Raw genomic sequence first — 14,173 nt, 5'->3', positions numbered from 1 at the left:
TCAAAACGTAAGGAGTAGGATGACCCATGCCGATAGTCAGACCGCTATTAACCGACCAGGACTTTCAGGAAGTTATGGAGCAGCAGATCCGTATACGCATCTTCAAGGATAATCATCTGATTGACTCCGGCAGTCTCGTCATCCGATTCACCGACGAAACCGTCATCACGCAATCCAGCGTCAGCTCGCTCGGCTATCATAAGCGGGATGAATGCGAATTTTTTGAAGTACGGAAATGATGGATGGATAGCCTGAGCGCTTTTAGATTGCGGCTTTCATGGAGCTTCGATGAGACACTCAGGCAATCCCTTCTCCTCGATTCGTGCTTTTTCAGTATACTGTCCGCATATAGGTTATCTCCTAAATAAACAGGCGGCCTTCTGCAGAAGAGGATCTGCAAAAAACCGCCGTTCGTTAATCAACCTATTCCATTAATAGCGTGTACGTGCACCTAGTGAATATCTGACTTCGCCATACTCCCACCCAGCACATCCGCGACATTTTGAATCGAAATAAATGCGTTCTTATCAATCTCCTGCACAACCGTCTTCAGCTTCGCAATCTCCAGCCGGGTGATGACGCAATAAATCATCTGCGTATCCTCTTTCGAATATCCGCCCTTGGCATAGATCATCGTCGTGCTGCGGCCCAGACGCTGCATGATGGCACTTGAGATTTCTTCATATTCATTGGATATAATCGTAACGGATTTGGACTCGTCCAAGCCCTCTACCACAATATCCATCACTTTTGCCGCTATGTAGTATGAAAAAATCGAATACATGGCCGAATCTGCACCAAATACAAACCCTGCCGTTATAAAAATAAACACGTTGATCATCATGATGATCTGCCCGACCGGCATGCGCAGCTTTTTGGACAACAGGATCGCAATGATCTCCGTACCGTCAAGAGCTCCGCCGTAACGGATAACAAGCCCTACCCCCAGACCAAGGATCAAACCACCAAACAGCACCGCCAAAATTTTCTCGTTCGTAAACGGGTCTACATGATGCAGGAAGGTTGTCGCCACCGACAATACCACGATCCCGTACAGTGTGGAAAATGCGAACGTTTTGCCGATCTGCTTATAACCGATGAACAGAAACGGCAAGTTGATAATGAAGAGGAACACACCCAGTTTAATGGGCGTAATCGATGATAATACGATAGAAATACCGGTAATTCCCCCGTCGATAATTTCGTTGGGCACCAGGAATATTTCAAGCGCCACAGCCATCAGAACTGCACCGATGGTAATAAAGATGAAGCGTTTCAGAATTTCGCCGACTGTCAGATTTTTGTGTTGTTTGACCATGCCATTCTCCTTTTGTATCTTTTTTCACACGAAGTGCCTGTCGAAGAACCATTGTATTAAAAAAAGGAATGGCATGTCAATGTTGACACGCTAAGTGACATGGGTCTTTTAGTCCATTGCCTTGTCATTCAGACATAAGGAACGCAGATGCTGCTCAAGAATCCTCTCGACCTTTTCTTTGGCAAGTTGCTGCGGCCTCATGATATGATGAATCGCTAATCCATCCACCAATGCATATATGCGCTCCTTCTCATAATCAAGATCCAGCCCCGGTTTTGCCAGCTTATGTGCGACCAGGGTATCCACCGCATAATGGCACGCCTTGGTTAATCCATCATACATATTGTCGGTCATTATTCTTAACTCGGGATAGACTAGCGATTTGGCAACAAACGACATCCACACCTCCATTTCCATCGTCCTATCCTCATCCATCGGCAGAAATTGCATCAATACTTGTTTTACATCCTCAAACACGGGTCCCTTCAAGGATAAAGTAGAAAAGCGTTCTTCAATCCTCTCGATTATCAGGTTCATACAAAATGCCAACAGCTCAGCTTGGCTGGTAAAATAGTGTCTCAGCGAACCTACGGATAACCCCGCCTCTTCGGCGATATTGCGTACCGTCGCTTTTTCGAGTCCGCCCCTCTGAATCACCCGCAGGGCAGCCTCAGCGACCCGTTGTCTTTGTTTATCATGATCTACGATTTTCGGCATAATCCCATTATACACTTCCGGTTTTTTTTAATACAACGTACTATAAACAACATTTCAGCATCTTTTATTTGCTTCTTTAATGCCTACCTTCGTAAAAATAGGTTCTTTCTATGGAACACTTTGTTAGAAGAAATACTATATATATTAATGTCAAAAAGAATAGGAACACAGGCAGCGTGTTCTTAAGAGAGGAGCGAGTTCGTCATCCGCACATTAACTGAATCGAGGGCTAAACACGGTATCTCTCGGGCATTTCGTGATCGTGAGGGCCGTTTAAACCTGTTCTGGCGTGTCGCCCTTGGATGGCTGGCTTTTGTTGCAGGGCTCGGACTAGCAGTTGTGATAGCCACGGTAGCGGGTTCATACGACATCCCCACGCTTGGGCTCCAAATCCTCCTTGCCGTCGTAACAACAAGCTTATCCGTGCCGCTGATTTATCTGCTCAGGCGTTATGTCGACCAGCGTCCCTGGAGCGGACTTGGTCTTAGCTCTGTTCCTTCCGGTTTTCGTTATTTCCTTCTCGGCATCGGTTTCCTTGCCCTGGTCACGGCTGCAGCCTTGCTGATCGGCAGCGCAGCCGGATGGCTCCGGATCGTGGATTTCCACTTCCCAATCGTTACGATGCTCGTTATCCTCATCAACGTTCCCATTGCCTTTTTCTATGAAGCCTTTCCAGAAGAAATCACCTTCCGCGGTTATGTGTACCGAAACTTAAACACCCGTTTTCCGCGCTGGCTTGCTTTGACCCTTCAGGTCGTAATGTTCGTGCTTGCGCCTATCACCGTAACAGGATTCATGGTGGCCCTAGGAATAGGGACATGGGATTTGATTACGGTGGAGTATATCATCAATTTAGTCGCTTTTGGTACGGTATTGCAGCTGTGCCGCATCGTTTCCGACAATCTGTGGATGAGCATCGGCTTTCACCTGGCCTGGCTGGAGATGGTCCGGTACGTCGTGGTACCCTCCCAATATGCATTCATCGAGATCGAATATCTTTCGATCTGGGGCAACTATATGGTAACGATTGGTTCGGTCATTATCGGGATCATCCTATTGATCGTCTGGTCACTGCGCAGCAAGAACCGAATCGATTGGAACGGAATCGAGCCGGATCACCCGCCGGATTCGAATCCTGAAACCAAGGAAGCGCTGCCTGCCCAATCTGTATAAGAACCGATAACGGATATAGCTTAAACTCCCCATGGCTTTAGGGGAGTTTAAGCTTTACCTGTATCCCTCCTCCCGCTTCAATACTTGCAATTTATAATATTGATTCTGGTTATGCTATAATATATTTCATCCGTGATCGACCGGAAAATACATAATTTTACCCTAGGCAGGGAGAGGATTTACTCATCATGTTGGAATGGCTTCAGAACGTGTGGACCCATATGAAAGAAATTGACATGGATCAAGTGCAGGAATGGCTTCAGCAGTACTCGCAGCTGGGTCCCATCCCGGGTATTTTGCTTCCATTTATAGAGGCGTTCCTTCCCTTTTTGCCCCTTATCGTACTGGTGATGGGGAACTCCGCGGCCTATGGATTATGGTGGGGATTCTTGCTGTCGTGGATCGGCGTTTGTCTTGGATCCGTTACGGTGTTCTGGATTGTTCGTAGGTTGGGAGGCAAGCTTGGATTGCTTATCCAAAAAAGAATGCCGGGATCCCAGCGCTTCTTCCATTGGATTGAAGAAAAGGGCTTTACGCCGATCTTCATCCTGTACTGCTTCCCCTTCACGCCTTCCTCACTGATCAATATCGCATCCGGCATCAGCACGATATCGGCAACGACGTTCACGATAGCCGTTATGGCAGGTAAATCCGTGATGATTTTTATGGTGGCATTCATTGGACATGACTGGCAAGCCTTTATCCAGCAGCCTTGGCGCATTCTTATCGCGGCCATCGTCCTCTGGCTGCTGTGGCTGGCCGGCAAAAAGATGGAAAACCGTTACCATCACGATGATCAGCCCGGGAGCGTCGTCATCAGCAGCAAAAAAACGAAGCGTTAGATGTTTAACAAGACCCGCCGGTCCCGGTTACTGGGATGGGCGGGTCTTGTTATTTATGGACGTGCCATGTTGGAAACCATTATGTTCACTCCAATACGTAAGCCGCCAGTTTATGCACCGTCTCAAAGCCCGCACGATGATACAGCTGGAGCGCCCCTGCATTGTCTTGGTCCACGCATAATGAGATTTCTTGCAGCTGCAGGACTTGGAATAAATAATGGAGCGCTTGATCAAGCAAGAGCCGGCCATACCCTTTGCGCCGATATTGTTCGGATACCGCGATGTATTCAATATTTCCTTCCTGGAAATCGGGGTCTCCCTCCACATAAACATACCCGACGAAACGGCCTTCTTCCGTAAATATGAAGAGCCGATGATACTCATCCAGCTTCTGCAAAATAGACTCCGAGCTGAGATAGGTATTCGGGAAGGCGGTGCCATGCAGATTCTCGAACTCATCCCAATACTCGGGCGTGATATCCTGCAATCCAGACGCGGCATTCGCCAACAAGGTGGATTTTTGGATTTTCAGTACATGATGCACACCTGTCTTTCTTCCCCCTTTGTCCTCCATAAACCTCGCAGCGGACGGATGCGCTGCATTATAAAATCCGAAATAGCGTGTTACGCTGCCATTCAGCTTCATAGTTCCTTCAACCCATAGCTCATTCGCCAATCGATGCCATAACTCGTCTTCCGCATCGATAAAAGGCCCCCATATTTCAGCAGTTCCCTCTTCTTCGTCCACATCGAATCCCAATGCACCCACCATCTGATCTTGATCATAGATCACGGTAAATCGCTGGCTGCTCAGTCGGCCATTTTCCGAAAAATCTTCCAGCAGCGTGCTGTAGATCTCCCCTTCCTGTTCGCCGCAATATCCGACATGATGATGACGATCCCCATTCATTCGGGCAAGAAAGGAAGACAGCTGTCTTAATTTCGTTTGATCTGTTTCCAATACCATCTGTACATATTCTCCCTTGTTTTGGTCAATTTTACCACAAAATGATACCCATGAGCCAAACATGGAACAAGAAATGGGCTTCCCATATGCTTGGAAAGCCCATCTCATCTTCTCGATCATTCAATCGGGACCTTGTTTACGGTTGACGGTCATCCTTTCTCGGAATGCTCACCCTTCCGGGAAGCTCGCATCCGCTCACGTTCGCGCTTCAGTTCAGGCTTAAGGTCATCGTGAACGCTGTTCTCCCACATGGACACGCCTGATCGATATGCCGCTCTCCCGTTCAAGTGACCCGCTACCGGCCCCGTAATAAATACGAATACGATTCCCAGCAGCAGTTTGGCACTGACATGCTCCAGGTAGAAGGTGAAATACAGAAATGCGCCGGCAAGGATCAAGAGGACGCCCAGTGTGGCGCTTTTCGTAGCTGCATGGGACCTCATATAAACATCCGGCAGCCGAATAAGGCCGAATGCACTCAATGCACCCAGCAAAGCTCCGAGCAGCACCATCAGCGCGATCAGAAACTCACCGATCTGACTCATCGTTTGTGCGTTCAATGACATCACCCCTCTCAATATATCTGGCAAGCGCGGTTGTTCCGATGAACGTAAGAATTCCGATCAACAGAATGATATCAAAGTACACGGATGTCCGGAACAGCATGCACAGGACAGCGATCATGGACAACAGGATAATTCCGATCGTATCCAGCGACATGATCCGGTCGTTCATGGAAGGTCCCTTGATTAATCGGTACAGGCAGCCCAGAATAGCAAGCGACAAAATCACCAATGAGGCGATCAGCATGCCATGGATCATGTTCGGGTCACCTCCTTGATCGCGCGTTCAAAGGTACCGCGGATCTGATTCGAGAGCTCTTCGACATCTTCGATATCCATCGCATGGATATACAGCGTCTGACCATCGCGAGAGACTTCCAGGGTAAGCGTTCCTGGCGTCAAACAGATCAGGCACGATAAGACCGTAATCTCCCAGTCGGACTTAAGCTCCGTTTCGTAGGCGAAGATGCCGGGGCGAACATTCAGCTTCGGTCTTATAATCTGACCGATGACGGTGATACTCGATTTAAACAGCTCGCTTAGAAACAAAAGCAGCAGCAGCAGGATAGACCACAGCTTGCGCAAATAGAAATCGTTTGGCCAAAAGCGGCGCAACAGATATATCAGCAACATACCGATCAGATAGCCGACTATCAAGTGCTGGGGGGACCAGTTATTGTTCAGGAACATCCAGACAACGGCAATGATGATATTTAACAGGATTTGATGGCCCATATCCACTACTCCTTTAGTACAGCGTTAATATATAGTGATGGATCGGATAATACGGCGCCTGCTTGAGAGGTATAGGAATAAATCCACTCCGAACCCACTCCAAGGACAATCACCATAACCGTTAGTCCAATAGCTGCCACATAAGCTGTCCGATGGATTCTGACTGGCTGCGATTCCGTATGCCCGGGTGATTCGCCCCAGAATGCCCCCATAAATACCTTGATCAGGGAATACAAGACCGCGAGGCTTGATGCCAGTGCCAGCCCCGTCAACCCATAATGCCCCTCGCTCAAACCACCGCGAACGATAAGAACCTTGCCAAGGAATCCGCTAAGGGGCGGGATGCCGACCAGAGCCAATGCAACGATAAAGAACATCCATCCCACCAAGGGATGGCTCTTCATCAGGCCACCCATATCACTCAGCTTGTTAGCACCCGCACTGGCAATGATGATTCCGCCAAGAATAAAGAGCAGCGCCTTTGCAATCATGTCATGCATCAAGTAGAATACAGCCCCGTTCAAGGAATCTGAAGATGCCGAAGCTATGCCGAAGGCGATAAAGCCGACGCTGATAATAATGTTATAATTCAGGATTCGTCCAAGATCCTTATACGCAACCGCACCCAAACTTCCCAAAATCATCGTTGCCGCGGCCATCCAGCCGATAACAGCGTGGATGCCGCCGGTATCGTGATGGAAGATCAGCGTAAAGGTACGGATAATCGCATATAATCCAACCTTCGTAAGCAGCGCGCCGAACAAAGCTGTAACTGCCGCCGGAGGCGCGCTGTAGGAACCGGGCAGCCAGAAGAACAGGAACAAGCCTGCCTTCAGAGCGAATACAATCAGGAACAACAGGCCGATGACCGACAAGATTCCGTCCTGCTGTATTTCTGCCACGCGCAGGGACAGATGCGCCATGTTCAGCGTGCCGACCGTGCCGTACAAATAAGCAACGGCTGCAACAAACAAGGTGGATGAAATAATATTAATCAGCATGTACTTGAGGGTTTCTCTCAGCTGCCGCTTGGTGCCCCCCAGCACAATCAGCGCATAGGAAGCGATCAGCATGACCTCAAAGCAGACAAACAGGTTAAACAGATCCCCTGTCAGAAACGATCCGATCACTCCGGCCAGTAAAAATTGAAAAAAGGCATAGAAGTAATGCTTCTCTCTCTCTTCCCCGATGCTCCGAAAGGAATAGAACAGACAGGCAGCAGCCACAATCAACGTCGTGAGCACCAGCAGTGCCGCGAGCATATCGGCTACAAACACGATCCCATAAGGCGGCAGCCATCCGCCCATATGTAGCGTTTGGATGCCTTCGTTGTTTACCTGATTCACGATGAACAACGCCACAAGCAGGTTCAGTACGACACTGACCACACTGATCCAGCGCTGAACGCGAACGTATTTGGAGCAAAAAATAAGAATTACGGCAGTAACTAACGGAATAAGGAGAGGCAGAACAATTACATTATTCATCATCCATCCCCCTTAGCTCCTCCATGTTGTCCGTTCCCAAGCGTTGATACGCTTTGTACGCCAATACGAAGAAGAATGATGTGACGCCAAAACTGATGACAATGGATGTCAGGATCAACGCTTGCGGAACGGGGTCAACATAGGATGAAGCCTTCTCGCCAAGCAGCGGAGCAGCACCGGTCTTCAGCCTGGACATAGTGAGCAGCAGCAGATGGACGCCATGGGTTAACAGTGATGTACCGAGAATGATCCGCAGCAAGCTTTTGGATAGGATCTGGTAAATCCCAACCGCGAATATAATTCCGATGGCAAGTGACATATACAGTTCCATGGTCAGTTATCCCTCCCAATCGAATTGATGATGGTCATCGTCACGCCAACGACGGCTAAATAGACGCCGAGGTCGAAGAGAACCGCTGTAGCCAGCTCGGTTTCCCCGAGCAACGGCAGGTTGAAATAATCGAAGGAATGACTTAAGAACGGTGCGTCAAAGGCAAAAGAACCGATCCCTGTAAGCAGGGCAATGGCAAGTCCTGCAGCCGTAACCTTTCGGAATTCGAAAGGCACGATTTTGCGGGTCATGTCCATGCCGAAAGCCATCGATAACAGAACCAGTGCGGCTGAAGTCATCAGCCCCCCGATAAATCCTCCGCCCGGCTCATGGTGTCCCGAGTTGAACAGGAACCACGAGAACGTTACGACGATAAAGACGACCACCTTGGATATGGTGCGCAGGATAACATCATTGCTGTCGGGCAGATATGCCCCTTCATAACGATCCCGTTCACCTATAACCCCTTCACCCAAATCAACTTTTATCAAGGCATAGATCCCGAGAGACGCAATGCCCAGAACCATAATTTCCAGCAAAGTATCAAATCCGCGGAAGTCCACCAGAATGACATTGACGATATTTTTACCGCCGGCCGAGTGGTAGCTCTCTTTAATGAAGTAATCCGCAATCGAGTCGAAGGTTCTGCCGCTGCTTGCAGCCAGCGCGATCAAGGTTACGACAGCACCGACGCCTACCGATATCAGCAGATTTTTCCACTTCAGGCTCATTGGCACCTTCTCCCGCTTCAGCTTCGGCAGATGATAGAAACAGAGCAGGAACAGCATGACGGAAACAGTCTCGACAACCATCTGGGTCAACGCCAAATCTGGTGCTCGGAACAGGACGAAGAACAAGGTCACCATATAACCCGCAGCCCCGGTTAATATAATCGCCATTAATCGTGTCCGTACGAACGGGAGCACAATGACAGGGATGACCAGGCCGAGTATGGCAACGGCCTCATAGAAGGACATCGGTGCGTAGTCCGTCATATCGAATCCGATATGATCGACCAGCAGCAGTCCTCCGCCAAGAACAGCTATGAAAAACACAAAGATATAGATCACATAGTGACGCAGCGAACCTGTCATGTAGGTTGAGGTCAGCGATTTGCCGCCCTTTTCGAGAACGCGCAATCCCCCGTCATACAGATGGTTCAATGTAAACCGCTTGAAAAGCGTTGTGTTCAAGATACGCGCTCTGGCGTGAAGCTTGCATAGAACGGTACCGAGAACAATGATTCCGATGGTCATGTAAATTTCCATGGTCCAGCCGTGCCACATTTCGATATGCACATGGAAGCGATCCTCCGCCACGAGCAGCCCCGGATGAATGGCGGCCATCGCCGGTTCAATCAGTGCATGAGACAGCAGGTTCGGAAACAGACCGAACACGATGGCCAGCGATGCCAGAATAACCGGGGGAATCAGCATTCCCAGCGGTGCTTCGTGCGGCTTCTTCTCCAGCTTTTCGGGCTGGTAGCGGCCGGTGAAGGTTTTGAAAACCAGGATCATGCTGTACAGGAACGTAAATACGCTGGCGATCCAGGCAACGATCGGTATCAGCACACCCCAGGTCTCGGCATTCCAGAAATTCATCTGAGACGCTTGAAGGACCGCCGTAAAGAACATCTCTTTACTCAGGAATCCGTTAAACGGAGGCAGACCGGCCATGGAAAATGCGCCTATGACGGCCACGGTGAACGTGATCGGCATGAGCGACATTAAACCTCCGAGTTTCCGCAGGTCGCGGGTGCCCGTCTCATGATCCACGATGCCGACGACCATAAACAAAGCGCCCTTAAATATCGCATGATTCATCAGATGAAAGATGGCCGCTGTCGTTGCTTTCGTATAGAGCAGCGTGTCCACGCCGCCCCCATAATAAGCTGCGGCAGAGCCAAGACCGAGCAAGCTCATAATCAGTCCCAATTGGCTGATGGTGGAGAATGCCAGCAGCGCTTTCAGGTCCGTCTGCTTGATCGCTCGGATCGAAGCATAGATCAGCGTGGTCAAGCCCGTAATCGCAATGATCCAGAACCAGGAGGCTTGACCGGCAAACACCGGGCTAAAACGTGCCACAAGATAAATACCGGCCTTAACCATCGTAGCAGAGTGCAGATAAGCACTAACCGGAGTCGGTGCCTCCATCGCATCCGGCAGCCAAATATGGAACGGGAACTGAGCGGATTTGGTGAATGCCCCCAGCAGAATCAGGATCATGGCCGGAATGAACAGCGCGTCTCCCGCAATGCTTCCCACATTAGCTACGATCTCCCGGACGCTAAAGGAGCCTGTCATGATATAAAGGAGAATAAACCCAGCAAACATGGCAAGTCCGCCGAATACGGTAATCAGCATGGATTTTAAAGCTCCGTATCTGGAGCGGTCGCGATGATGCCAGAATGCAATCAGCAGGAATGACGAGATGCTTGTCAGTTCCCAGAAACCGTACAGCACCATCAGGTTATCGGAGAGCACGACACCAAGCATCGCGCCCATGAACAGAAGCAGATAAATGTAAAATTTGTGGACTGCTTCCTTACTCTTATCCATATAGAAGATGGAGTACAAAACGACGAGTGAACCAATACCAGATATTAAAAGTGCAAAAATCAAACTTAACCCATCCAAATAAACGGTAAAGTTTATTCCCACGCTTGGAATCCATACCAGGACAGCTTGAAGCTCTTCACCTCCCTGAATGGTTGGGATAAGTCCTAAAAAATAGGCGAACAGGACAACCGGTACCGGCAAAATGACCCATCCGGTGTGGACACGGCCAATGAGCTTGTAGGTCAACATAACCACAAGCGCTACAATAAAAGGTGCCATGACGGCGATGTGCAGCAAAGACAAAGTCTACTCCTCCTACAGTCCGATTTTTCCTTCATTAGTAGTATTTCCCTATTATTTAGCTATAACTCCAAAAAAACACAAAAAGAGCCCGTTGATGGCAGGCTCCTCCAGGTAAAACCATATGGTATTTTTTCGAATCACACTGAAAATCAGTATATCTTGAGATCAAAGCTTTGTCAAAGGTATCTTGGAATGAAAAGAGGTCCATTGGGAAATCACTGTTTGTAAAGGAGTGATTCCCATGATAATCAAAAAAGCCGCTGTTTGCGCTTTCATCTTTCTTGCAATTTTGGCAGCCGCCATCTTAACGAATAAACGTACGCATCCCGGCTATCAACAAGATAACAAGTCAACCAGAGTTTATCAAATTCAAGAAATCCCATGGTTCTTACCCCGAGAATACGTAAAAATCATTCGCACGTCACCCAAGCCCCTGCCGGATGAGCCCTAATTAAACAGGCCTACGGCATTTATCCGTGAAACTGAACTTCTTCATTCTCTTTGCTTCGTTTATTTCTTCGAATTACCGAGGAAATGATCAGAATGATGGCCAGCACCGCGACAATTCCCGCAGCATAATACCCATACCGGTCAATAAGAGCCCCAATATGATCGACGACCTGATCTCCGACAAACATGCCCAAAGAGAAGTAACCGATGGTCCATACAAAGGACGCGGAATATGAATACACCGCAAATCTGCGATACGGCATCCCCTTCATGCCAACCGCATAGGGAGTAACGTTGCGCAGGATGGGCAAAAAAGCGCTGATACATATGGCGTAATTGCCATATTGACGGGTCAAACGTTCGGATACATCGAGAAACTGGCGTATCTTTGACTTTTCCTGGGCACGGTTTAACAGCTTGCTCGCGGTAAAGCGGCTAAGCATGTAACCTACCGTCGATCCCGAACACACGCCAAGAAAGGTCATGATAAAAGACGGAACCGGCGTTAAAATCTCGGATGCCGCTAACGCTCCGCCTGTCATTGCCACGACTTCATTAGGCACGGGGAGACCGACCAAGCCAAGGCACAATACGAGGAATAATGCATAGTGCCCGATCTGTTCAATAAAATCTAATAGCGTATCCACTCCTGTCCCCCTAATCCGTCCCTAGAATATAGTATCAGCTTATATGACAACGTGGCTTTCGCAAACGTGCTGTAGGCGAGGATATGAACTGGACCTGAGACCAGTTTTATTTATGGATCATGCCATTAGAGATTTTTAAATGCCGATATAAAAGAACCTGGATCATCCTTTACCGTGTACGAATACACGCCTTGCTGGGTGTGCAAATATAAGAAACCACCGCCGTCTCCCATAGGCCGATACGACAGATCAAAGACCTGGTTGATCGGGAACTCCCGGTATTTCGTTACAATTCGATCCTCATATAGGAACATCTCCCGCCCCTGCTCTTCCGTCCGTTGTTCGATACCATCCACCACTCGGTTGATTTTGTAGTACGGCTGTACGGCTACCCAATTCACAAGCTCCCTCCTTGCTGTCTTTGCATTTTTATTTGGAAGATCGCACTTCCCCCTTCTTCTTTCTGCGGCTCTTGATTCGTTCCAGCAGCTCCAGCGCCCCAATAAAGAGTACGAATACAACGAAAAGCGCTATCGCCCGGCCGGGCTCAATCAGACCGGTAATCGACGCAACGATGCCGGTAACGCCTACAACAAGAATACCTAATACGGATAGTTTCCAACCTGTTAACATATGTATGCTCCTAAAGTAAACGTAATTGCCATCCATCAAGATCATGGCTCCATGATCAAACACTCGCTTGATACACACGGAATGTATCATAAAGAAGCCCCTAAATTCAAGTTATGATCTTCTCCAATTTCAATTGCCAACACGCATCACATTTGCCATAATTTACTTAGGAGAGAAATAATAAGCCGACCTCCGAACACTATAAAGAAGGAGGAACATGTAATGAACACAACAACCTGGATTTTGATTATTTTATTTGTTGCGGTGGATGTATGGATTATTTCTTATTTCGTGAAACGCTCGTTACGCAAACACAGCAGCCAGCAGCTCCCTAAAGGCAATAAGCTCCGACGCGGGAAAACACCCCAGCTGCCGCCGATCGTCAAGGCAGGAAGCCCGGCGAGCGAGCTTGTCGGAAGACTGGAGGCTGCGCTTCCCTACACCTATCAGAACATGCTGAAGCAACGGGTGATGAGTGAGCATCCGAATCTGTCCGAACAGGAGTATGCATGGAGATGGCAGGAGCTTAAACGGTTCTTTATCATGTGCGCGGTGCTGGATCGTGTCCCGATGTTCAGTAAAGACGTGGATGAAGTATGGCATGAGATGCTGATGTATACATACGAGTACCAACAATTCTCGGAACGCTTTCTTGGCAAAATGCTTCACCACGCTCCAAACACCGGGAGCGAGCATGTGCCTATTCCGAATGAACGCGCGTGGTTTGATACGGTATATGTACAATTATTTGGCTGGCATGAATATAGCGCCAAGCTATGGGGAGCTTTCTTCCGGGTCCCGCTGCCGCGCGAAGAACTGGAGGCCGTAACTTCCCGCCACTTCACCGTGAATCATGAACAGAAGCGCTTTAATGCCTGGACCTATGAGAAGATTCCTGCAGCCCGCACGGCCATTGATGCAATCATCCAGGATCTGCAGGATCGGGTTAGAACCGCCCAAGAGAGGCCGGAGCGACAAGAGAAGTCGGTCAATTTCCAAAATAGCGATGTGCTCCTGGCAGCGGCCGTCTTTTTTGCCTGGAACGCACCGGAACAATTTGGTGACCACATGATCCCTGATGAGCGCGAGCTTCATAAAAATAATAGCAGCTCCTCATGCACCTATGCCTCGGCATGCGGGTCCGGCGGATCCGATTCGGGTGATGGATCTTCAGGCGACGGATCTGGATCCTCTTGCAGCAGCGGTTCATCCTGCAGCAGCGGGTCCTCTTGCGGGAGTGGCTGTGGCGGCGGCTGCAGCAGCTAAGTTGCAAAATTAACAAGAACGCCTGCTTATTAATGAATCGAGCAAAAGCATTCTTGGCTGTATTTCTGACCAAATGAACCTGCCTTGAAACAGGATCTTAACATGGGTTAAACTTTCAGTTTCTATAGATACGGATGCCCGGAAAAACACCCCTCCTCTACAACGACAACAAAGAAGCACCTG

At 48.9% G+C, this 14,173-nt stretch carries 17 protein-coding genes; 5 read left to right on the top strand and 12 right to left on the bottom strand.

The genetic code is table 11. The features are described 5' to 3' along the window. Positions 1–26 precede the first annotated feature (26 nt). Positions 27–239: a hypothetical protein gene (locus DP091_RS26460; RefSeq protein ID WP_071220380.1), complete on the top strand. Its 213-nt coding sequence runs from the start codon at positions 27–29 to the stop codon at positions 237–239. Between the two features lie 212 nt (positions 240–451). Here the strand turns inward: DP091_RS26460 and DP091_RS26455 are convergent, their stop codons facing one another. Together DP091_RS26455 and DP091_RS26450 are read right to left on the bottom strand one after the other, a co-directional pair. Next, positions 452–1,318 carry a YitT family protein gene (locus tag DP091_RS26455; RefSeq protein ID WP_113061125.1) on the bottom strand — a complete coding sequence of 289 codons (867 nt, stop codon included), beginning with the start codon at positions 1,316–1,318 and terminating at the stop codon, positions 452–454. Between the two features lie 108 nt (positions 1,319–1,426). Beyond that, on the bottom strand, positions 1,427–2,035 hold the full coding sequence (locus DP091_RS26450; RefSeq protein WP_113061124.1) for a TetR/AcrR family transcriptional regulator: 609 nt from the start codon (positions 2,033–2,035) through the stop codon (positions 1,427–1,429). A gap of 339 nt (positions 2,036–2,374) precedes the next feature. Between DP091_RS26450 and DP091_RS26445 the strand changes: the two genes are divergently transcribed. Beyond that, on the top strand, positions 2,375–3,208 hold the full coding sequence (locus tag DP091_RS26445) for a CPBP family intramembrane glutamic endopeptidase (protein ID WP_306438135.1): 834 nt from the start codon (positions 2,375–2,377) through the stop codon (positions 3,206–3,208). Positions 3,209–3,396: 188 nt separating this feature from the next. Continuing rightward, the gene (locus tag DP091_RS26440) at positions 3,397–4,050 is read left to right on the top strand and encodes a TVP38/TMEM64 family protein (protein ID WP_113061122.1); all 654 of its coding nucleotides are present in this window, start codon (positions 3,397–3,399) and stop codon (positions 4,048–4,050) included. 85 nt (positions 4,051–4,135) lie between these two features. Here DP091_RS26440 and DP091_RS26435 read toward each other — a convergent pair whose 3' ends face one another. From DP091_RS26435 to DP091_RS26405, 7 genes are all read right to left on the bottom strand, one after another. Then, complete coding sequence (locus DP091_RS26435; protein WP_113061121.1) at positions 4,136–5,017, bottom strand: GNAT family N-acetyltransferase; 882 nt, start codon at positions 5,015–5,017, stop codon at positions 4,136–4,138. 149 nt (positions 5,018–5,166) lie between these two features. Then, the gene (gene mnhG / locus DP091_RS26430) at positions 5,167–5,562 is read right to left on the bottom strand and encodes a monovalent cation/H(+) antiporter subunit G (protein ID WP_071220373.1); all 396 of its coding nucleotides are present in this window, start codon (positions 5,560–5,562) and stop codon (positions 5,167–5,169) included. Further along, positions 5,546–5,839 (bottom strand): Na(+)/H(+) antiporter subunit F1, encoded by a 294-nt coding sequence (locus DP091_RS26425; protein ID WP_071220372.1) that lies wholly within the window; start codon positions 5,837–5,839, stop codon positions 5,546–5,548. The genes mnhG and DP091_RS26425 overlap by 17 nt, the downstream gene beginning before the upstream one ends. After that, positions 5,836–6,315 carry a Na+/H+ antiporter subunit E gene (locus tag DP091_RS26420; RefSeq protein WP_113061120.1) on the bottom strand — a complete coding sequence of 160 codons (480 nt, stop codon included), beginning with the start codon at positions 6,313–6,315 and terminating at the stop codon, positions 5,836–5,838. Before DP091_RS26420 ends, DP091_RS26425 begins: the two co-directional genes overlap by 4 nt. Before the next feature lie 5 nt (positions 6,316–6,320). Then, positions 6,321–7,802 carry a Na+/H+ antiporter subunit D gene (locus DP091_RS26415; protein WP_113061119.1) on the bottom strand — a complete coding sequence of 494 codons (1,482 nt, stop codon included), beginning with the start codon at positions 7,800–7,802 and terminating at the stop codon, positions 6,321–6,323. Further along, complete coding sequence (locus tag DP091_RS26410) at positions 7,795–8,133, bottom strand: Na(+)/H(+) antiporter subunit C (protein ID WP_071220369.1); 339 nt, start codon at positions 8,131–8,133, stop codon at positions 7,795–7,797. Before DP091_RS26410 ends, DP091_RS26415 begins: the two co-directional genes overlap by 8 nt. Before the next feature lie 2 nt (positions 8,134–8,135). Beyond that, entirely contained in the window at positions 8,136–10,994 is a 2,859-nt protein-coding gene (locus tag DP091_RS26405; protein WP_113061118.1) for a Na+/H+ antiporter subunit A, read from the bottom strand. Between the two features lie 241 nt (positions 10,995–11,235). Between DP091_RS26405 and DP091_RS26400 the strand changes: the two genes are divergently transcribed. Then, positions 11,236–11,445 (top strand): hypothetical protein, encoded by a 210-nt coding sequence (locus DP091_RS26400; RefSeq protein WP_113061117.1) that lies wholly within the window; start codon positions 11,236–11,238, stop codon positions 11,443–11,445. 19 nt (positions 11,446–11,464) lie between these two features. Here the strand turns inward: DP091_RS26400 and DP091_RS26395 are convergent, their stop codons facing one another. The 3 genes from DP091_RS26395 to DP091_RS26385 form a co-directional block, all read right to left on the bottom strand. Beyond that, the gene (locus DP091_RS26395) at positions 11,465–12,091 is read right to left on the bottom strand and encodes a DedA family protein (RefSeq protein WP_113061116.1); all 627 of its coding nucleotides are present in this window, start codon (positions 12,089–12,091) and stop codon (positions 11,465–11,467) included. A gap of 125 nt (positions 12,092–12,216) precedes the next feature. Next, on the bottom strand, positions 12,217–12,492 hold the full coding sequence (locus tag DP091_RS26390) for a hypothetical protein (protein ID WP_113061115.1): 276 nt from the start codon (positions 12,490–12,492) through the stop codon (positions 12,217–12,219). Between the two features lie 28 nt (positions 12,493–12,520). Continuing rightward, a complete protein-coding gene (locus tag DP091_RS26385; RefSeq protein WP_113061137.1) occupies positions 12,521–12,724 on the bottom strand; it encodes a hypothetical protein in 204 nt (67 codons plus the stop codon). 222 nt (positions 12,725–12,946) lie between these two features. Between DP091_RS26385 and DP091_RS26380 the strand changes: the two genes are divergently transcribed. Continuing rightward, on the top strand, positions 12,947–13,990 hold the full coding sequence (locus tag DP091_RS26380) for a glycine-rich domain-containing protein (RefSeq protein ID WP_113061114.1): 1,044 nt from the start codon (positions 12,947–12,949) through the stop codon (positions 13,988–13,990). Positions 13,991–14,173 lie beyond the last annotated feature (183 nt).

Origin of the sequence: Paenibacillus sp. MDMC362 (assembly GCF_003269305.1) — a bacterium.
Lineage (GTDB): Bacteria > Bacillota > Bacilli > Paenibacillales > Paenibacillaceae > Paenibacillus_AQ.
This window is presented reverse-complemented; position numbering and strand designations above follow the sequence as displayed.

What these genes read in the sequence shown, in the direction of transcription:
- DP091_RS26460 (WP_071220380.1), top strand. Translation starts at nt 27, where the DNA reads ATGCCGATAGTCAGACCGCTATTAACCGACCAGGACTTTCAGGAAGTT.
- DP091_RS26455 (WP_113061125.1), bottom strand. Translation starts at nt 1,318, where the DNA reads ATGGTCAAACAACACAAAAATCTGACAGTCGGCGAAATTCTGAAACGC.
- DP091_RS26450 (WP_113061124.1), bottom strand. Translation starts at nt 2,035, where the DNA reads ATGCCGAAAATCGTAGATCATGATAAACAAAGACAACGGGTCGCTGAG.
- DP091_RS26440 (WP_113061122.1), top strand. Translation starts at nt 3,397, where the DNA reads ATGTTGGAATGGCTTCAGAACGTGTGGACCCATATGAAAGAAATTGAC.
- DP091_RS26435 (WP_113061121.1), bottom strand. Translation starts at nt 5,017, where the DNA reads ATGGTATTGGAAACAGATCAAACGAAATTAAGACAGCTGTCTTCCTTT.
- mnhG (WP_071220373.1), bottom strand. Translation starts at nt 5,562, where the DNA reads ATGAGTCAGATCGGTGAGTTTCTGATCGCGCTGATGGTGCTGCTCGGA.
- DP091_RS26425 (WP_071220372.1), bottom strand. Translation starts at nt 5,839, where the DNA reads ATGATCCATGGCATGCTGATCGCCTCATTGGTGATTTTGTCGCTTGCT.
- DP091_RS26420 (WP_113061120.1), bottom strand. Translation starts at nt 6,315, where the DNA reads ATGGGCCATCAAATCCTGTTAAATATCATCATTGCCGTTGTCTGGATG.
- DP091_RS26415 (WP_113061119.1), bottom strand. Translation starts at nt 7,802, where the DNA reads ATGAATAATGTAATTGTTCTGCCTCTCCTTATTCCGTTAGTTACTGCC.
- DP091_RS26410 (WP_071220369.1), bottom strand. Translation starts at nt 8,133, where the DNA reads ATGGAACTGTATATGTCACTTGCCATCGGAATTATATTCGCGGTTGGG.
- DP091_RS26400 (WP_113061117.1), top strand. Translation starts at nt 11,236, where the DNA reads ATGATAATCAAAAAAGCCGCTGTTTGCGCTTTCATCTTTCTTGCAATT.
- DP091_RS26385 (WP_113061137.1), bottom strand. Translation starts at nt 12,724, where the DNA reads ATGTTAACAGGTTGGAAACTATCCGTATTAGGTATTCTTGTTGTAGGC.
- DP091_RS26380 (WP_113061114.1), top strand. Translation starts at nt 12,947, where the DNA reads ATGAACACAACAACCTGGATTTTGATTATTTTATTTGTTGCGGTGGAT.